Consider the following 17,324-nt stretch of genomic DNA (forward strand, 5'->3'; position numbering starts at 1 on the left):
GTATGGGGAGATTATGGCTGATTGAAGGATTGCCAGGAAGCGGAAAGTCTACATTTGCCGAGAGGCTGCGAGATAAACGGAATGGCAAGTTCTATTCGGAAGTAGATGCGTCACACCCCGTGGATATGCATGATATCTATTGGGTCGAGGACAAACCATCAACCGGTCGCATTCTCGATGAAATCGAAAAAGGGTGGCTCGTCCGTTATGATGGTGATGAAGAACGGATCGGAACAGACGTCTACGAGTTACCTTTCGCCCTTCACACACGAATCATGTGCGAACGCTGGCGGCGTTATGTTCAAAAGTTAGATAGGGAGGAAGAGGACGTCATCTTTGAATGTGCGTTGCTCCAAAATCCTTTCACCATTGGAATGGTTGCCCAAGATGTTCCGTTAGCGGACGTGGAAGCATACGTTCAAGAGGTCGCAGACATTCTGAAACCGATTGATCCGATGGTCGTTTATTTGGCATTGGATGACGTTGCACGCATCTTTCCGATTGTATATGATGAACGACCGATGGGATGGCAAAGCGGTTTTGTCGAGTATTATACGAGCGGCACCTATGGTGTGAACCATGCGCATAAGGGTATGGCCGGAACGATTGAGATTTTAGTGGAACGCCAACGACGTGAGCTTGAACTGTTGAAACAATTACCTCTTCGCCACGCTCGGATTCAAAATGATAATCGGCATTCATTCGAAGAATTAACGAATTTATTAGAGGAGGAGTCGATTCGTACATGCAAACCTTGATTAAACATTCGGATCGTTTTTGGTATATGACACCCGTTGACCGTACCGATCGACCAATTCTCGGTGCCGTTATCGGCGATACGCATACGCTGCTCATCGATGCGGGCAATTCCGTTTCGCACGCCTCGTTGTTTTTAGAACAGCTAGAAAAACAAGGCCTACGTGCGCCGTCGATGGTCGCATTGACGCATTGGCATTGGGATCACATCTTCGGTTTACCTGCACTTGAAGGAATAGTCTCCATTGCGAGTGAAGCGACCAAACAGGGGATGGAAAAACTTGTCCCATATGCTTGGGATGATGTCTCTCTCGATGAGCGGGTGGCGGAAGGGATTGAAATCGCATTTTGCGCGGAAGCAATCCGTGAAGAATATGGAGACGCGCGCGATATCAAAATCGTATTACCTACGCTGACGTTTCAAGAATCGCTGACACTCGACCTCGGTGGCGTTCACATCGTGTTACGACATGTCGGAGGAGACCACGCAAAAGATGCGGTTGTCCTTTACGTCGTAGAAGAACGGGTATTATTTTTAGGAGACGCGTTATACGCAGACATCTATTCTCCGACATGGCGAATGACTCCGGAAGAAACCCTGCGGTTGTTGAATGTATTGGAATCGTTTGATGCTAAACAGATTGTCTGGTCACACGGTGAGATGGTGAGTCGTGAATCCTTCGCAGAAGATTGCCTTGCATTAAGACGAATCGCCACCATTTCGAATGATTTCCCAGGAAATACTGATGAAATCACGCAGTCGTATGCTTCACTCGTCAATCGGGAGATCACCGAGGAAGAGAACGAGTTGATTACGTTTTTTGTGAACGGGACGGTGGGAAGATGACATACACTATCACGCGGATTCACGCGGAAGACGAGACGTTCCAACAGTTTTTGACCACTCAATTACGTGAGTATAACAACGTTCGTTCGATTCACCATCGTGACATTCGCGAGGCGCACGTGCCGACCATTCAGTTGAAAGTGGAGCAAGAAGGACGGGTGATCGCCGGCTTATATGGGAGTGTGTATTGGGGATGGTTCGATTTGGATCGCCTTTGGGTCGATGCAGACTTTCATGGTCAGGGCATCGGTAGCCAATTGCTTGGAGAAGGGGAGGCGTTAGCGAAGTCGCTCGGTACGACGCGTGTGAAATTGACGACGTTCTCGTTTCAAGCGAAACCGTTTTATGAGCGATTCGGTTACACGGTAATAGGTGTGCTACCGGACTATCCGCCGGGATCGGATTACTATATGATGATGAAGCAATTATAAAAGGCGACATGAGGTCGCCTTTTTAATACACTTTATCCCCATTGAAGATTGAATTTTTCACCATGACGTAGTCTACGGTGCGCAATGCCTCGAGACTGTCACCACCCGCGTAAGAAATCGCCGATTGGAGGTCTTGCTCCATCTCGGTCAATGTATCTTGTAGTGCCCCTTTGTGTTCGACAAACATCTTTTTCCCCTCGACGTTCTTTCGCTCACCCTTTTGGAACTCAGAAGCAGAACCGAAATACTCTTTCAATTGTTTCCCGTCTTGCTCGAACGTTTCCCCCGGTGATTCATCGTGTCCTGCGAACAATGAACCAATCATGACCATCGAAGCGCCGAAGCGAATCGATTTGGCGATGTCACCGTGAGTACGGATGCCCCCATCCGCGATAATCGGTTTCGTCGCTGCTTTGGCACACCAGCGAAGTGCAGCCAATTGCCAGCCCCCGGTACCAAAACCTGTTTTGATTTTCGTGATACACACTTTACCAGGACCGATTCCAACCTTCGTCGCATCCGCTCCGGCATGCTCTAATTCGCGAACGGCCTCTGGTGTCCCGACGTTCCCCGCGATGACGAATGATCCAGGAAGATGGTGTTTGATATGCTGAATCATTCGGATGACCGCATTCGAATGACCGTGAGCGATATCGATTGTAATAAATTCTGGCGTATGACCGGTCGATTTGAGCATTTCGATAAACCCATACTCTTCTTCCTTCACGCCGACACTGATGGATGCATACAAACCACGCTCATGCATGTCTTGGATAAACGCCAGGCGCGTCTCTGGATTGAAGCGATGCATGATGTAAAAATATCCGTTCTTGGCCAGCATCAATGCGACCTTTTCATCGATAATCGTCTGCATGTTAGCCGGAACGACCGGTAATCGGAACGTGAAGCCACCAAGCTCGACGGTCGGGTCACATTCCGAACGACTGTCGACAATACATTTTGCAGGAATTAATTGAATATCTTCGTAATCAAATACTTTATCCATATATCGCACCCCTATTCACGAACATTAACGTATTGAACAATAAAAAACTTCGCTCATTCGGTAATATAACGTGAATAGAGTTTAAAGTCAAAGGATAACTCAATCAATTTATCTTAAAAATGAATAAAATTGAATGGATTGATGTTTAATGTTCGGATTTATGATTTATTTTCGATGTTTCACGTGAAAAAAGGACCACTTATTGGTGGTCCTTTGCGAGTGCATATTGATTTCGTCCACCTGCTTTGGCTTCATAGAGAGCGAGGTCGGCACGTTTTAGTAACTGTTTGGTCGACAACCCTTTTACAAATCGAGCACCCCCGACACTTGAAGTCGTAATGAACGTATGTTGGTCGATTTCCCATGGGCGCTGTAGTGCTTGAATGATTTTCTCTGCAACCCGATGTAGGGCACAGGGATCGTTGAAGCGAATGAGAACGGCAAACTCATCACCGCCAAGTCTGGCAATCATATCTTGTTTGCGAAGCACGGATGTCAATCGACGAGCGAGTTGTCGCAAGAGCTCATCGCCCACATCATGACCGAACGTGTCGTTGATTTGTTTGAATCGGTCAACGTCAAGAGCGAGGACGGCCAATTCACCTTGCTCGAATTCGGTTCGATCGATCGCTTCCTCGAGGTAAGCGAGGAAGAAACGACGGTTCGGTAAATCGGTCAGCGTGTCGTGATACGCCAAATGCTTCAGTTGCTTCTCTAGTGCTTTTCGCTGCATGATTTCTCGGCTGACCGTCAAATAGTGTAGGAGAAGTCCGGATTCATCATAGATGGCCTGAATTTTCGTTTCGAGCCAAATCCAGCGCTGGTCAGCATGGAAATGACGAAACTCAAGGGTCAAGGAGATGTCTTCTTCCTTCATTTCTTTCAACTGCTCCCGGACGATCTGGATGTCGTCCGGATGGATATAGTCGAGCGTATTCTTCCCTTCGTAATATCCGGCCGCAAAGCCGAGTACGGTACGGTGAGAAGGGGACGCATAACGAACAGTACCATCCCGTTCTAGTATGCAGACGAGGTCACTCATGTTTTCTGTGATCAATCGATATTGTAACTCACTCTGTCTTAACGCTTGTTCCATTTCACGTTTCTCCGTGACATCACGCAAAATCGTTAAGACGGCCGTTTCGCCCTCATAATCGATGAGAAGGCTACTGATATCCATCTGGAGCTTGTCTCCACTCGGTGTCATGATGACCATTTCCGTGTCTTGGACGGGGCCTCCGAGTTCGAGAGAGGCAAGTCGTTGACGGGTGGACTGATGATACTCTTCTGCGATGAATGAAAAAATCGATTCACTCTCTAGATAGGTTTCTCCGATTGTGGCGAGTGCCATCGCGTTCGCATATATAATCTGTCCTTCCTGATGCACAATGATGCCTTCCGGAATGGTTTCAATCAACTGACGGTAACGACGTTCGCTTTCGACCGTGGCACGCTCGGCATTTTTCTCTGGCGTCAAATCGATGATGATCGCAAACAGGCCGGTAATGTTACCGCCGACCTCGATTGGAATGTTGAGGACGGTTAAGTCGAGTCGTTCCCCGGATTGATGTTCAGCATAAATGGAATACTTGTGTGGAATCCCAGACAGCGTGAATTGTAACCCTTTCCTGACCCGAGACCGCTCACTCTCGGGAAGCCAATGCAGGAACGGATGATGAAGCATATCTTGTTCCGTATGACCGGTGATGACCGTGACGGCCGGGTTGACGGATTTGATGTTCAAATGATGGTCGAGTACAAAGATGCCATGTGGAGAATAACGTCGTAGCGACTCGTGATGATCTTTTAAGATCGACAATTCGAGTTCGCGACGCTTCCGTTCCGTCACTTCACGAACGACGGAGACGATATGGGTACAGCTCCCCTCATCATTGAAAATCGGAGTCACTTCTGACTCGAAATAATGAAGGGGGAGCGTCAATACATCATCCGCCTCGACCGTATCCGTATAAAAGGAGTCAGCAAGACGGTAGTCTTCGTAGACGACACTCTTTTTTGTACGAATCGCTTCATCGTAATACTGCGTAATAAGTGTAGCGGTCTCGGTCGGGACCAACTCATCGATGGTCTTGCCGACATCCGCATCCGACCAATTGATGGCCCGTTTCCCAGGCTCATTTACGAAGACGTAGCGATATGCTGAACCATCGACTTCCATAAAGAACACATAGTCTGAAATTTTATCGAACGTCCGTAGTAAAATCGATGCGTTGGATTGAAGTGTTTGGTCAGCTTTCATCTCGTCTCCCTCATTTCGTTCATTCTATTTTTTACACGTCATTTTTATCTTACCGCATCATTCGATCAAATGTGTGAACTTTCAAAAAAAGACGGGATGTACGTACACCCCGTCAAGCAGCTTCGTTCAGTTGTTTTTGTTCGTTCCGTCCATTCATGACGTAATACAAGAAAATGGTAAAGAGAACGACGCCTGAAAGAATCAAATAAAGTGTCGAGAAGCCCGTCAATGGAATCAACAACCCGATGAAATAAGGACCAAACCCTAGACCGGCATCAAGTGCGATGAAGAAGGTCGATGTCGCCATCCCCATTCGGTGGGGTGGAGAGGCCTTGACGGCGATTGCTTGAGTCCCGGATTGGATATTCCCGAAGCCTAATCCGATTAACGCACCGGCAAGTAGAAGCATCCAACCGCTGTTCGCCTGGCTGAGCACGAGCAGTCCAATCGCGAAGATGGCGATTGCCGGATACATGACGACGTTCGCTCCACGCGCGTCCATCAACTTTCCTGTGATCGGTCGTGATAATAGGACTGCGACCGAATAGACGAGGAAGAAGATGCTCGCCGCCTCGATCAAGTCGAGTTCACTCGCATAGAAGTTGATATAGGACAAGACACTCGAGTAGCTTAGTGCGGCCATCCCGATAATCAAGGCGATCGGTAGCGCTTTTGGTTCGACGAACGATTTTAAAGAGAATCCACGTACGACTTCAGGTGCGTCGACCTCAGGCACATTCACAAAGAACGTGCTCGCCAAACTGATGACCCCGATCACAAAGCAAAGAGCGAAGATGACGGTGAAGCTCGTGTGTTGGCTGAGAAGTAATCCGACGAAGGGCCCGATGGCTGTCGCCAGAGTAGAACTCATGCTGTAGTAACCGATCCCTTCACCTTTTCGTGTTGCAGGAATGACTTGCGCGACGATAGTTCCAGTTGCCGTACTCGACAATCCCATCCCGAGCCCGTGTACGAACCGTGTCAGCAATAAGAAACCGACACCCCAATGGACGAAGTACAATAAAATCGTGGCGGTGAAAAAGACGAGCCCGATATAAAGTGTCTTCTTCCGACCGATCGAATCGATCAGTCGACCGATGAACAAGCGCCCGGTCAGCGTCCCGATGATGAAGATGCCGGTGACGAGTCCCGCTTGACTCGTGGTCGCCCCGTACGACTCGACGGCGTGCACCCCGATGGTGACCATCAATAAGAAAAAGATGAGCGTCAGGAAGAAGTTGATGAGCGAGATGATTAAAAAGTCTCTCGTCCAAAGTTTTTGAATAGGTTGTTGCATCATACGTGACGTCTCCTTTTCTTCAAATTCGAATAGTTAATAAACATAACTAAAAGAGTATACCAAATCAAATTAAGATTGTCTGAGATGATGCACTACATGCAGTGAATGGCAGACATGAAAAAAACTCGACTCGGGAATCGAGTCGAGTCAAGTAATATCGTTAGGCACGGTCCCAGAAGCGGGCAGTCGCAATCCCATCGATGAACGCATTGAATCCATTGAGGTTATGCTCGTCAAACGTGAAGACACCAGGTTGGTCTTGCTTCACGCGGCATGTGGCGAGTGCCTCTTTATGGTGTACGTGTAGAGCGAGCGGTTTATAGTGCTTATACGTGTTCTCGATAAATTCGAGCACATCATCCTCGACGGTCGTCGCGGTACTCACTAAGAATGCGGCATCGAAAAGACTCGAGTCGACCGTATCGTATGTCTCCTTCACTTTCAGGTCACCAAGCATATACGCTTTCTTGCCGACGAGGCTGTAGTTGACGTTGTGGTCGGCGAGCGTCTGTACCCATTGCTTCACCTGGTTCGCATCCACGTCACCAGCGAGGAGAAGGGCGACGCTCTTCGTATCGGGCTTTTTGATTGTGTTCGCCATCGAGAGAGCAGGGGACGTCTTATCTGACTGGACCTCATTGTTCTCTTCTGGCACATGTACCCCTAAGTTGTCGGCGACGACTTCAGCGAGATGACGATCGATACGGTTCAATAAATCGACGGCGTTCTCTTTCACCATGTCCGACTCACATTTTCCGAGCTCAAAACTGCAGGCATCTTGGATGTGTTGTTTTTCGACATCGGTCATGCTGTTATAGAAGAGCTTCGCCTGTGAATAGAAATCAAGGAAGCTGTCGCTACGCCCCCGAATCTTATGACCATCGATTTTCTCTTGATAGTGCTCAAATCCACCTTGATCGGCTGGCACAGGTTCCGGCTGATTATTGTTAAGCGCATTTTTATGGTAGCTCGTCTGACCTTTGTGGACGGCCATTTGATGCATCCCGTCCCGCTGGTTGTTGTGGAAGGGACAGACGGGCTTGTTGATTGGGATCTGGTGGAAGTTTGGTCCACCGAGACGTGAAAGCTGCGTGTCCGTATACGAGAACAGACGACCTTGTAAGAGTGGATCGTTCGAGAAGTCGATTCCTGGGACGAGATGACCCGGGTGGAAGGCGACTTGTTCGGTTTCCGCGAAGAAGTTGTCGACGTTCCGGTTGAGTGTCATCTTCCCGACGAGTTTCACTGGAATCTCTTCTTCCGGCCACAGTTTGGTCGGGTCTAAGATGTCGAAGTCGTAGTTGAACTCCTCTTCTTCCGGGATCAACTGCAGACCGAGCTCCCATTCCGGATAGTCGCCTTTATTGATGGCTTCATACAAGTCGACACGGTGGAAGTCAGCGTTTTTCCCGACTGCCTTTTGGGCTTCGTCCCATACTTGTGAATGAACCCCGAGCTTCGGTTTCCAATGGAATTTGACGAAATGCGCTTTTCCTTCCGCATTTACGAGACGGAACGTATGCACCCCGAATCCTTCCATCATGCGTAGACTACGCGGAATTCCCCGGTCACTCATTGCCCACATGACCATATGGGCTGTTTCATGGTTTTGTCCGACGAAATCCCAAAACGTATCGTGCGCGCTTCCCCCTTGCGGCACTTCCGTATGTGGTTCAGGCTTCACGGCATGAACGAGGTCAGGGAACTTGATGGCATCTTGGATAAAGAAGACCGGAATGTTGTTTCCGACTAAATCATAGTTCCCTTCGTCTGTATAGAACTTCGTCGCAAAACCACGGACGTCACGTACCGTATCCGCGGACCCGCGTGAGCCTTGGACGGTCGAGAAACGGACGAATACCGGTGTCGTCTTCGAAGGGTCATTCAAGAAATCCGCTTTTGTGAACTCGGCGAGCGGTTCATACACCTGGAACTCCCCGTGTGCCCCGACGCCGCGCGCGTGGACGATTCGTTCCGGAATCCGTTCATGGTCGAAGTGGGTCATCTTTTCGCGGAAATGGAAATCCTCGATCAATGTCGGACCACGACGTCCTGCTTTCAGCGAGAATTCGTCTTCCGCCATCTTCAGACCTTGGTTTGTCGTCAAGCCAGCTTGTTGTTCGTTATCAATCGTATGTTGTTTTAACTGCTCTTCTTTCTTGTTCCCCATGTCATTGCCTCCCTTAAGTATGACTGACCGTCGTAAGTCGCGTTTTGACCTACTGTATCGGTGTTCCCTAACGCCAATAAAAAAATCCCTCTTTTTCAAAAAAGAGAGATTTCACACAAATATTTATAACGCGGCCCACACATGTTGTTTCAATACGATTTGTTGTACCGTTTTTGGGTCGAGTTCGTATTTTGTGGCAATGATACGTGTTACTTTCGCTTTCGCATCGGGGTCGTCAGGATTTTGTTTCGTATATTGATTTTGCCATGACCTCCAAATTTGAATCTCTGCATCGGTCAATTTGGTCGCCCATTCTTTTTCTCGAAGTTGCCAACCGAACATCATCTCGTCTGTTTGACCGGGTTCCACCCAGTCTGCAAGTGCATAGTCGCCTTCCGGAGCGAATACGGCTTCACCAAGTGGCGGTTCCGTCCCGATATAGGCAGCATCATCATAAAATCGTAACAAGGCGGCCTGGAACTGATCAGACTGTTTCACGTCATCGATGACGTCATGGCTGACAGATTGAAGCTCATCCGTACTCGGTTCACCATGTACGACGATATCATATTCGAACCGAGTGATACCGTCTTCTTCAATGGGAGTACGTTCTTCAATCGTATATATTTCCTCGGAAATAGAGGTTTGTTCAGACTTCAACTGCGTTGTAAAGGACGATTCCTGCGGCCAAAACCAGAGGGCGAAGCCGAGAGGGACGAGGAATACGGCGAGACGACGTAGTCGGTACACCTTGTTTGATTTTCTTTTTTTCTTCAATCCAAAAACACTCCTTTAATTATGTAACAATCCCCAAAATATCGGGGATTACGTTCGATCTAAACGAACGAGGTCCGCATCGGGATGCGACTGACCACGAACGAGGGAACTTAAAATACGAGAACCAAGCATGCTATACACCGTCCCATTTCCCCCATATCCGAGCAAATAAAACAAGTTAGGTCGATTCGGGTGCTCCCCGATGAACGGGAGTTGGTCCACCGACTCTCCGAACAAGGCGACCCAAGCATAATCGACTTCTAGGTCATACATCGGGAAGAGCTCGGCGATTTTTTCTTTCACCCGTTCCGCCCGGTCGTTCATGAGCGCCTCGTCGTGCGGCGTCTCTGCCTTGTCTTCGTCAAGTCCGCCAGCGATAATCCGCCCGTCCGGAGTCGTGCGTAGATAGAGATATGGTCGTTTCGTCTCCCAAATGAGTGCACGCCCTTCCCATTCACTGAACTCGGCGATTGGGTTCGTTGCGATGGCGTATGACCGATTCAAATCGATTCGATGGGAGTCGAGTAGGGGAGCCGGTCCATAACCTGTTGCAAAGATGACTTTATTCGCTTTAAATGTTCCGTTTGAGGTGAACACGATCCATCCGTCACCATCAGACACGATTTCATCTACTGATGTCTCTTCAAAAATCGGGACGTGTTGTTTTGATAAATAGCGGATGATTTGACGACTGAGCGTGAGTGGGTTGACCTCGGCATCGCCTTTGGTGATGAGGGCCGCCGGTTTTTCAAATGGGAAGCGTTCACGTAATGCTTCACGATCCAACCACTCCACATCAAAACCATGTTTGGATAGCATCTCATACTCACGTTTCAATTTGGCAACATCGGCTTCTTCACTCGCAAAACAAAGACTGTCCCGTCGGATATATATATCGGAAGCATCGACATCTTTCGCCACCTGATCGAGTGATTCGACCGCGTTGAGACATAATTGATAGAAGCGTACCGCTGCCGCTTCTCCAATTTTTTCTGCGAGTTCGTGTAACATGATGTCATTTGAATATTGAATTAAACCGGTATTTGCTGATGTGCTTCCTGTACCGACTTTTCGCCCATCGAGCACCGCAAAATCGACGCCATCTTGTTGTAACGTATAAGCCGTCAACGTTCCGGACATACCGGCTCCGATGACGAGTACGTCGTAATGCTCTTTTTTGTCAGGTCTTTCTAACACGACATCCTCTGATTCGGTCGTTGGCCAATATAAGTCTCCGTTATACAATTCCATCGGGTTCATCCTCCATGATTCAGTATCTTCCTCTTTATCCCCGCTTCAAGAGAGGTGAAACCAAAAAACCGCAGACGATGTGTCTGCGGTTCAACATGTTATTTCTTGATGATGATGGATGAAGGAGAAGCGCCTTTCGTATATGTGATGCGTTGGACGTTTTTTGCCCCACGAATCTCAGCAAGGTTTTTCCCGTCAACGATTACTTCTTTTACCGTCGCGCCTTTGAAGTCGATGATGGCACCGGCTTCTTTCGGCTTCACTTGAACGACGACATTTTTCAATGGGTCTCCTGTCAATTCCGTGTATACGCCACGAACGAAGATGCCGTTTTTGAAGTTCGTGCCTTTTCCGATTGTCACGCCGATGTAATCCTCTTGAAGGACGAGGCGTGCAGCTTTATGGTTTTCTACAGTATAACGCGTCAATTCCACTTCTGGTTCCGGTGTGAAGTCGATTTGAGCAAGGACTGGATCGTGGTCACTCGCACGCCCTGACATCTCAGTGAAGTCCGAGTTGACGTGAATCATGTCAATTTTCGTAGAAGCGGCCAAGCGGTTCGAGACGAGGATGTGATCGAGGACTTGTGAGTTCCCTTGATACACATACGAGTAGCGGTCGACAGCAGGAACTTTCTCGACCATGTTCGTCATCAAGTCACCTTTAAAGATTTGGAGCGCATCCGAGAATTCGAAATCGTTGAAGTCACCAAGTGCGACAACATTCGCTTCTGGATTCTTCGTCTTCACGTCTGCGACGAAGTTGTGGACGACTTGTGCGATTTTCTTACGTTGCACTTCACTTCCGAGTACGACCGGTTGTTGTGAACCGAAGAAACCAGTGTCGCCACCTTTCGAGTTCCAATGGTTCGCGATCACGATGACGTTCTCGCCTTGGAAGTCGAATTGAGCAGCTAACGGTTTACGCGAACGTGAGAACGCTTCGTTCATCGGGTCGATGCGTCCTGGGTTGTGCGTCAATTTCCCATCGGCGTATCCGACGGCCGTCGTCGCATCACCAGCAGGAATTCCCTCCGTCAATGACACGCGCTCAGGATCGTACAAGAAGCCGACACGGATGTTGGCATCTGGGGCGCCTCCGTCTTGGTTGTTCTCTGGGTCGATGTTGACGTATTTATACGTCTTCCCACCGACAGCGACAATGTTATCGATTAAGCGCTGATAGCTCTGGTCAGCGGCAGAACCTGCCCCTTTATCCTGTCCATCGTTGTCTTGTACTTCCGTCACACCGATGATGTCAGGGCTGTTCAATTCGTTGACGAACGCTTTCGCCAGTTTGAGTGCCTTTTCATCTGATGTTTCTTTGATGTTGTTCGAGAAGTTCTCTAAGTTATACGATGCAATTGTTAATTGATCTTCTTCTGCCTCGATGAATGTCTTCTCACGCTGCGCATCTCCTTTGACGAAGGCCGCTTTCATGTCTTCAAGTGAGGCTTGAATCTTATAGTTACCGAATGAATAGCCGACCACACCGACAATCGGTCCGTTGAAACGGTCGCCCGTCGCGACATCGAAGTCACGCGCTTCTGCATTTGGTTCGAGACGGAACTGAATGCGTTCTGGGTTCGCGTCGTTCTTTTTCAATAAGACACCGCCATTATATGTCTCTGTTGGCGTATCTTCGAGAACTGTGACTAAGTCACCATATTCTTGTGGTCCAACCGATTTCAAGTTGTTCGTTTGAACGCGCATCCCTTCAAGGCTCTCCCAGAAGTCGATGGCATCCTTCTCCGGGTTGAAGACGGCGAGGTTATCGCTGTCGATAAATTCGGTCGGAAGGTTTGAGGCATCAATCGTAATTGGAGTCGGAAGGGTGACACCACTGGCGACGACTTCAACTTTTCCGTTACGTGTATCGATTTGTGTCATCTTCATATCCGTCTGTTGGCGATCACTATATCCTTCGATTGCGTACTCGCTCACTTTTCCGTTCACTTTGACGAGGTCCCCGACTTGAATGCCAGCAATCGAACGTCCGCCGTAAAGGACAATCCCTTCAGATGTCCGTGCATCGTCATCGGCTTCCGAATCAGGCGTTTGGATGAAGTAATAGGTCGTTCCACTTGAGACGAACGTAGACGTGACGATTCCTTCGACACCTTCAACCGTCTGTCCGTTCATCGGAGTCGTATGGTTCGCACCTTGGATGTCGTGAATGCGAATCTTGTCTGTAATCTTATAAGAGAACGTTAAGACGGCGCTGAATGTGTCTCCCGTTTTCACGACCGTCTTCAATGTCGTCGAGTTTTCAATGCGGATTGGGTTTTCGTAACGAAGCCCATTCTCTTTTGGATCAGAGCCGTCGAGCGTATAGAAAATCTCAGCGTCTACTGTCGTGGTCGAGAGCGTCACGTCTTGTGGACCAACGAATGTACCGGCACCTGGTTTCGCGACAGCCGGCCGAAGAACGGACGTATCGATAACCGTGTCCGCCGGGTCACGAGGGATGATTTGGTACGTATCGTCAAACTGTTGAACGATTCCTGTGATCGATGAATAGTTCACATCCGTCTGTAAATCAAGGATGCCTCGCTCGTCGCGAACGATGAACTCTTTTGTTCCATCCGTCGCCGTCAAGTTCTGACCGCTACCTGTGAGTGTGACATTTTTGACGGTGACGAGTTCTGATTCCACGTCCTCGTTGATTTGTTCCCCTGTCAAGACTTGGGCATTAGGAAGTGTTGCTGCCTGTTTCGAGACGACGACGGCATTGTTCAATTGAAGAAGCTCACGATATGAACCGACGACCCCTGTGACAACAATCTCATCTCCGACGTTGACGGCAAGAGATGTCGGACGGATAGACAGACCACCTGTCGCGTCTTGAACGGAGATGGTGTTCGCTAATTTAGCCGTGACGACTCCTTTTACGGTGACCGTCTCATTTTCTGCCTTTGTTCGTGCATCAGCAATTGAAATTGGTGTGATTGGTGCAGGAGGCTCCGTTGTGCCGCCATCTCCGTATTCGACGCCTTGGAACGTATGTAACCCGAGATTGTCGAACGTGTCTTGTGGTGTCGATGACCATTCGACAGCCGGATCGAAGGCATCACTGCCATCACTGTCTCCCTTTGCGACCGTGTCTTTACGGATGAGTGATTGGTCAGCAGTCGCAACGGTCGTTCCCCATTTTGTCCCTGGGTCGAAGCCGAGTTGACCGAAGACATCCAGAACCGTGTCTCCTTTTTTCAAGACGATCGTGTCATCCCCGTTGAAGTTCGTCACGGCACTCACCGTATCCGATTTTGCTTTCAATGTGTCCGACGCACTGCCGTTCACAATGACATATGTAGCTCCTGGTGCGAGTGTGCCCGTCAAATTCAATGTATTTCCGGCAGTCGTACCTCCGTTTGAATACAGTTCAATTTTGTAAGCGGAAAGGTCGATTGTCGCGTTCGTTCCGTTGAATAACTCGATTGCTTTATTGTTGCTCGATCCTTCTACGTACTCTGAAATGAAGAGGTCTGATGCGTTCAACGTCTCGGCGTTTACGTTTGCCGCAATCGGCGTCATACTGCTGACGATGAGTCCTGCTGATAAGGCGAGGCCAGTGACTGCCTTAAATGATTGTGTTGGTTTCCCCATGTGTAAGTCTCCCTTAGATGTAATGGTCTAATCCGATTTCCCCAACTCGCGTCGTTATAAATAAGTGAATTTATATCCTCCTTTTTCAAAAAAACGACATGATAGCGCTTACATTACTTTTCTTGTGACGAATCCCTTGAAAAATTATTCGTGTATTGTCAAAAATAACACGTTCATTTCCCAAGTTTTTTACTACATGTTAAACATAACCAAGCAGACGTCAGAACTCAATCCACTAAACACGAAGTTATGATTACATTTTGATTACAAGGTAAATGTAGTCGGAAGAACTTGACGAGTAGCTTAAGAACTCTTACACTCTTCTAATACGAATTAATTGTATCGGTTAAGTTGGAATTAAAGGAGGCACTAATGAAAGCAGTCAATTACCCAGTCATTCCTGGAGCAGGCGCATTTTATTATGAAGGAAACGAGATCGGTATTTTGCTTTGTCACGGCTTTAACGGGACACCTCAAAGTGTACAGGACGTCGGAATTGAGTTGATGAAGCAAGGGTTTACGGTGTATGCCCCGCGCTTGAAAGGGCATGGGACACATCCGGAAGACTTTCGATGTTCCACGCATCGATGTTGGTATAAAAGTGTGACGAAAGGAATCGAGCGATTACGCGAGTCGTGTCAGACGGTCATCGTCGTCGGTCAGTCAATGGGTGGGACGTTGGCACTCAAGGCTGCCCTTGAAGGAAAGGCGGATGCGATTGTGACAATCAATGCCGCGTTATCGGTACCAGGATATGCGTGTCATGCGTCGGATACCGAGTGTCGATTTATCGACGAAGATGCGCCCGACATCTTGGCAAAAGACGTATATGAGATTGTCTATGACCGTGTGCCTACAAGAGCGATTCGGGAATTGCTTTCGCTGATTGACGAGGTGCGACCGCACGTCGGAGCGGTTGATGTGCCGACATATGTCATCCATTCTGCTGTCGACAACGTAGTACCGCCTTCCGACTCCATCTGGTTGTTCGATCAGTTACAAGGAAAAAAAGAATACGCGGTGCTTCCTAACTCGTATCACGTCGCGACGATGGACCATGATTGGAAGCATTTGTCGAAGCTGATCACGACCTTCTGTGAACAGGTTGGGGCGCGCCATCAAAATGCAGTGTAAAACTGCATTTTTTTGTGGGCTGATTCTTTGCAAACGCTTGCACTAGTGCTATGGTAGATGTGAATCATACCTTATTGTAGGAGGCACGGTGCCGTATGGAGACGTTGTTCAGCCAAACGAAACAAACAGAAATCAGTCGTGTATGGTGGAAAGAGGCCATCGCCTATCAAATTTATCCAAGAAGTTTCAACGATTCGAACGGGGATGGAATCGGTGATCTTCGCGGAATTATTGAAAAGCTCGATTACTTAGAAGACCTTGGAATTGATGTCATTTGGATTTGTCCGATGTACAAATCGCCAAATGATGATAACGGATATGATATCAGTGACTATCAAGACATTATGGACGAGTTTGGGACGATGGAGGATTTTGATGCCTTACTAGAGGCGGTGCATGCACGAGGGATGAAACTGTTGCTCGATCTCGTTGTCAACCATACGTCGGACGAGCATCCATGGTTCCTTGAATCGAAAAGCTCGAAAGACAATCCGAAACGGGATTGGTATATTTGGCGAGATGGGAAAGATGGGATGCCACCGAGTAACTGGGCGAGTATCTTTGGCGGGTCCGCTTGGGAATATGATGAACAGACTAATCAATATTACTTGCACGTCTTCTCGAAGAAACAACCCGATTTGAACTGGGAGAATCGTGAAGTTCGGACGGCTGTCTATGACATGATCAACTGGTGGCTCGATAAAGGAGTAGACGGATTCCGTGTCGATGCGATCAGTCATATTAAAAAGATGCCGGCGGAGACGATGTTACCTTCTCCGGACGGGAAATCGATCGTTACGGCGTTTTCGATGTACTCGAATATCGATGGAATCCATGAATATCTACAAGAGATGAAGCGAGAAACGTTCTCCAAATACGACATTATGACTGTTGGGGAGACGAATGGCATTGAGCCGGAAGAAGCCGACCAATGGATGGGACCAGAGAATGGTGCGATGAATATGGCCTTTCACTTTGATCATGTCGATATCATGCGACGGTCGCGTCTTGCCCCGCTCGATGTCGTCGAGCTGAAACGAATCTTCGATAAATGGCAGCAGGGGTTACGCGAAACTGGATGGAACGCATTATACATTGAAAACCATGACATGGTGCGAGCGGTATCTCTCGTCGGGGATGAGCATCATTATTGGCGTGAAAGTGCCACTGCACTTGGGATGATGTACTTCTTCATGCACGGGACACCATTCATTTATCAAGGACAAGAGATTGGGATGAAGAATGTGCCGCTCCCATCTATCCATGACTATGATGATGTCGCAACGAAAAACGAGTACTTTGAACGCATCGCGAATGGGATGAGTGAAATCGATTCGATGCAACAAGTATGGGGCACATCTCGTGATAACGTCCGGACACCGATCCAGTGGGATGCCTCACCTTATGCCGGTTTCTCGACGGCGACCCCATGGATGCCGATTCACGAAGAGTATGAGACGCTCAACGTCGAGGCACAGCGACACGACCAGCACTCCATTCTGTCGTTCTATAAGGAGATGATCCGTCTTCGTCGAGCTGAGGAGACGTTTACGTATGGTCGTTATCGTGACGTCTTGCCTGAACATAAGCAAGCCTTCGTCTATGAGCGTACGTTTGAGAACAACCGCTTCTTCGTGGTCGTCAACTTGACCGCCAATCCGGCAGAAGTGACCATTCCGGAAATTGCAGGCGCCACGCTTGTCATGACGAATGAGATTGACCCCGAGACGATTGATACGGAAACGTTTATGCTTCGTCCATTCGCAGCACGGTTATATCGTTTATGA

The 17,324-nt window shown here is 48.5% G+C and carries 12 protein-coding genes; 5 read left to right on the top strand and 7 right to left on the bottom strand.

Going from position 1 to position 17,324, the window contains the following annotated elements:
• Window positions 1–2 precede the first annotated feature (2 nt).
• Genes GVY42_RS11300 through GVY42_RS11310 form a run of 3 tightly spaced genes read left to right on the top strand, consistent with a single transcriptional unit; the run spans window position 3 to window position 2,034 of the window.
• A complete protein-coding gene (locus GVY42_RS11300; RefSeq protein ID WP_159563247.1) occupies window positions 3–758 on the top strand; it encodes a hypothetical protein in 756 nt (251 codons plus the stop codon).
• On the top strand, window positions 746–1,603 hold the full coding sequence (locus GVY42_RS11305) for an MBL fold metallo-hydrolase (RefSeq protein WP_159563248.1): 858 nt from the start codon (window positions 746–748) through the stop codon (window positions 1,601–1,603). The genes GVY42_RS11300 and GVY42_RS11305 overlap by 13 nt, the downstream gene beginning before the upstream one ends.
• Complete coding sequence (locus tag GVY42_RS11310) at window positions 1,600–2,034, top strand: GNAT family N-acetyltransferase (RefSeq protein WP_159563249.1); 435 nt, start codon at window positions 1,600–1,602, stop codon at window positions 2,032–2,034. The genes GVY42_RS11305 and GVY42_RS11310 overlap by 4 nt, the downstream gene beginning before the upstream one ends.
• 22 nt (window positions 2,035–2,056) lie before the next feature.
• On the opposite strand, the gene guaC is transcribed toward GVY42_RS11310, so the two are convergent.
• The 7 genes from guaC to GVY42_RS11345 all read right to left on the bottom strand — a co-directional run bounded on the left by guaC (window position 2,057) and on the right by GVY42_RS11345 (window position 14,403).
• The gene (gene guaC, locus GVY42_RS11315; RefSeq protein ID WP_031424215.1) at window positions 2,057–3,040 is read right to left on the bottom strand and encodes a GMP reductase; all 984 of its coding nucleotides are present in this window, start codon (window positions 3,038–3,040) and stop codon (window positions 2,057–2,059) included.
• A 199-nt stretch (window positions 3,041–3,239) separates the two neighbouring features.
• Window positions 3,240–5,300: a PAS domain S-box protein gene (locus GVY42_RS11320; RefSeq protein ID WP_159563250.1), complete on the bottom strand. Its 2,061-nt coding sequence runs from the start codon at window positions 5,298–5,300 to the stop codon at window positions 3,240–3,242.
• A 112-nt stretch (window positions 5,301–5,412) separates the two neighbouring features.
• Window positions 5,413–6,597, bottom strand: a complete 1,185-nt coding sequence (locus GVY42_RS11325; RefSeq protein WP_074037854.1) for an MFS transporter — start codon at window positions 6,595–6,597, stop codon at window positions 5,413–5,415.
• Between the two features lie 163 nt (window positions 6,598–6,760).
• Window positions 6,761–8,770, bottom strand: a complete 2,010-nt coding sequence (locus GVY42_RS11330; protein WP_159563251.1) for a catalase — start codon at window positions 8,768–8,770, stop codon at window positions 6,761–6,763.
• Between the two features lie 123 nt (window positions 8,771–8,893).
• Complete coding sequence (locus GVY42_RS11335) at window positions 8,894–9,547, bottom strand: hypothetical protein (protein ID WP_159563252.1); 654 nt, start codon at window positions 9,545–9,547, stop codon at window positions 8,894–8,896.
• Window positions 9,548–9,595: 48 nt separating this feature from the next.
• Window positions 9,596–10,798, bottom strand: coding sequence for an FAD-binding oxidoreductase (locus tag GVY42_RS11340; RefSeq protein ID WP_159563253.1), 1,203 nt, complete (start codon window positions 10,796–10,798; stop codon window positions 9,596–9,598).
• Between the two features lie 98 nt (window positions 10,799–10,896).
• Complete coding sequence (locus GVY42_RS11345; protein WP_159563254.1) at window positions 10,897–14,403, bottom strand: lamin tail domain-containing protein; 3,507 nt, start codon at window positions 14,401–14,403, stop codon at window positions 10,897–10,899.
• Between the two features lie 372 nt (window positions 14,404–14,775).
• On the opposite strand from GVY42_RS11345, the gene GVY42_RS11350 reads away from it, so the two are divergent.
• Entirely contained in the window at window positions 14,776–15,537 is a 762-nt protein-coding gene (locus GVY42_RS11350; protein WP_159563255.1) for a carboxylesterase, read from the top strand.
• Window positions 15,538–15,668: 131 nt separating this feature from the next.
• A complete protein-coding gene (locus tag GVY42_RS11355) occupies window positions 15,669–17,324 on the top strand; it encodes an alpha-glucosidase (protein ID WP_159563670.1) in 1,656 nt (551 codons plus the stop codon).

The sequence above is a fragment of the Exiguobacterium sp. 8A genome (assembly GCF_902506275.1).
Lineage (GTDB): Bacteria > Bacillota > Bacilli > Exiguobacteriales > Exiguobacteriaceae > Exiguobacterium > Exiguobacterium profundum.

Coding starts and splice junctions, on each gene's coding strand:
- GVY42_RS11300 (WP_159563247.1), top strand. CDS start 3: ATGGGGAGATTATGGCTGATTGAAGGATTGCCAGGAAGCGGAAAGTCT.
- GVY42_RS11305 (WP_159563248.1), top strand. CDS start 746: ATGCAAACCTTGATTAAACATTCGGATCGTTTTTGGTATATGACACCC.
- GVY42_RS11310 (WP_159563249.1), top strand. CDS start 1,600: ATGACATACACTATCACGCGGATTCACGCGGAAGACGAGACGTTCCAA.
- guaC (WP_031424215.1), bottom strand. CDS start 3,040: ATGGATAAAGTATTTGATTACGAAGATATTCAATTAATTCCTGCAAAA.
- GVY42_RS11320 (WP_159563250.1), bottom strand. CDS start 5,300: ATGAAAGCTGACCAAACACTTCAATCCAACGCATCGATTTTACTACGG.
- GVY42_RS11325 (WP_074037854.1), bottom strand. CDS start 6,597: ATGCAACAACCTATTCAAAAACTTTGGACGAGAGACTTTTTAATCATC.
- GVY42_RS11330 (WP_159563251.1), bottom strand. CDS start 8,770: ATGGGGAACAAGAAAGAAGAGCAGTTAAAACAACATACGATTGATAAC.
- GVY42_RS11340 (WP_159563253.1), bottom strand. CDS start 10,798: ATGGAATTGTATAACGGAGACTTATATTGGCCAACGACCGAATCAGAG.
- GVY42_RS11345 (WP_159563254.1), bottom strand. CDS start 14,403: ATGGGGAAACCAACACAATCATTTAAGGCAGTCACTGGCCTCGCCTTA.
- GVY42_RS11350 (WP_159563255.1), top strand. CDS start 14,776: ATGAAAGCAGTCAATTACCCAGTCATTCCTGGAGCAGGCGCATTTTAT.